Annotated in this window: 1 protein-coding gene; it reads right to left on the bottom strand. The window is 52.9% G+C overall.

Features of this window, described 5'->3' with window-relative positions; all coding sequences use genetic code 11:
- Positions 1 to 503, bottom strand: a 503-nt coding sequence (locus R7040_RS30390; protein ID WP_318098182.1) for an acyl-CoA dehydrogenase family protein, incomplete at both ends; no start/stop codon positions are given.

Below are 503 nucleotides of genomic sequence, written 5' to 3'. Positions count from 1 at the left end.
TTCTGCGCTGTACAAAATCACCCCAGCGGCATCTTTGCGCGTGCATTCACCACGATCACAAGCCGCCGCGACGGTGTAGACGTACGCTTTTGCAGCGTTCATACGTGAGTACATGTCGGCCAATTTGCCCTGCACAAGCTGAAACTCGCCGATGGATTTGCCGAACTGTTTGCGCTCATGCACGTATGGGACGACGATATCCATACACGCGTGCATAATGCCGAGTGGGCCAGCAGCTAAAACAACGCGCTCGTAATCAAGCCCACTCATCAATACTTCGACGCCACAATTGAGTGCTCCGAGAATGTTTTCTTTAGGTACTTTGCAATTGTTGAAGACGAGCTCAGATGTGTTTGAGCCTCGCATTCCCAACTTATCGAGCTTTTGCGCGTCACTGAATCCGGTAAAACTGCGCTCGACGATAAACGCTGTGATCCCGCGCGATCCCGCATCAGCATCTGTTTTGGCGTACACCACGACCACGTCCGCATCGGGGCCATTCG

Source organism: Vibrio sp. 1069, from assembly GCF_033340555.1.
The sequence above is the reverse complement of the archived record's forward strand: the minus strand, read 5'-3'. Positions and strand labels throughout refer to the sequence as shown.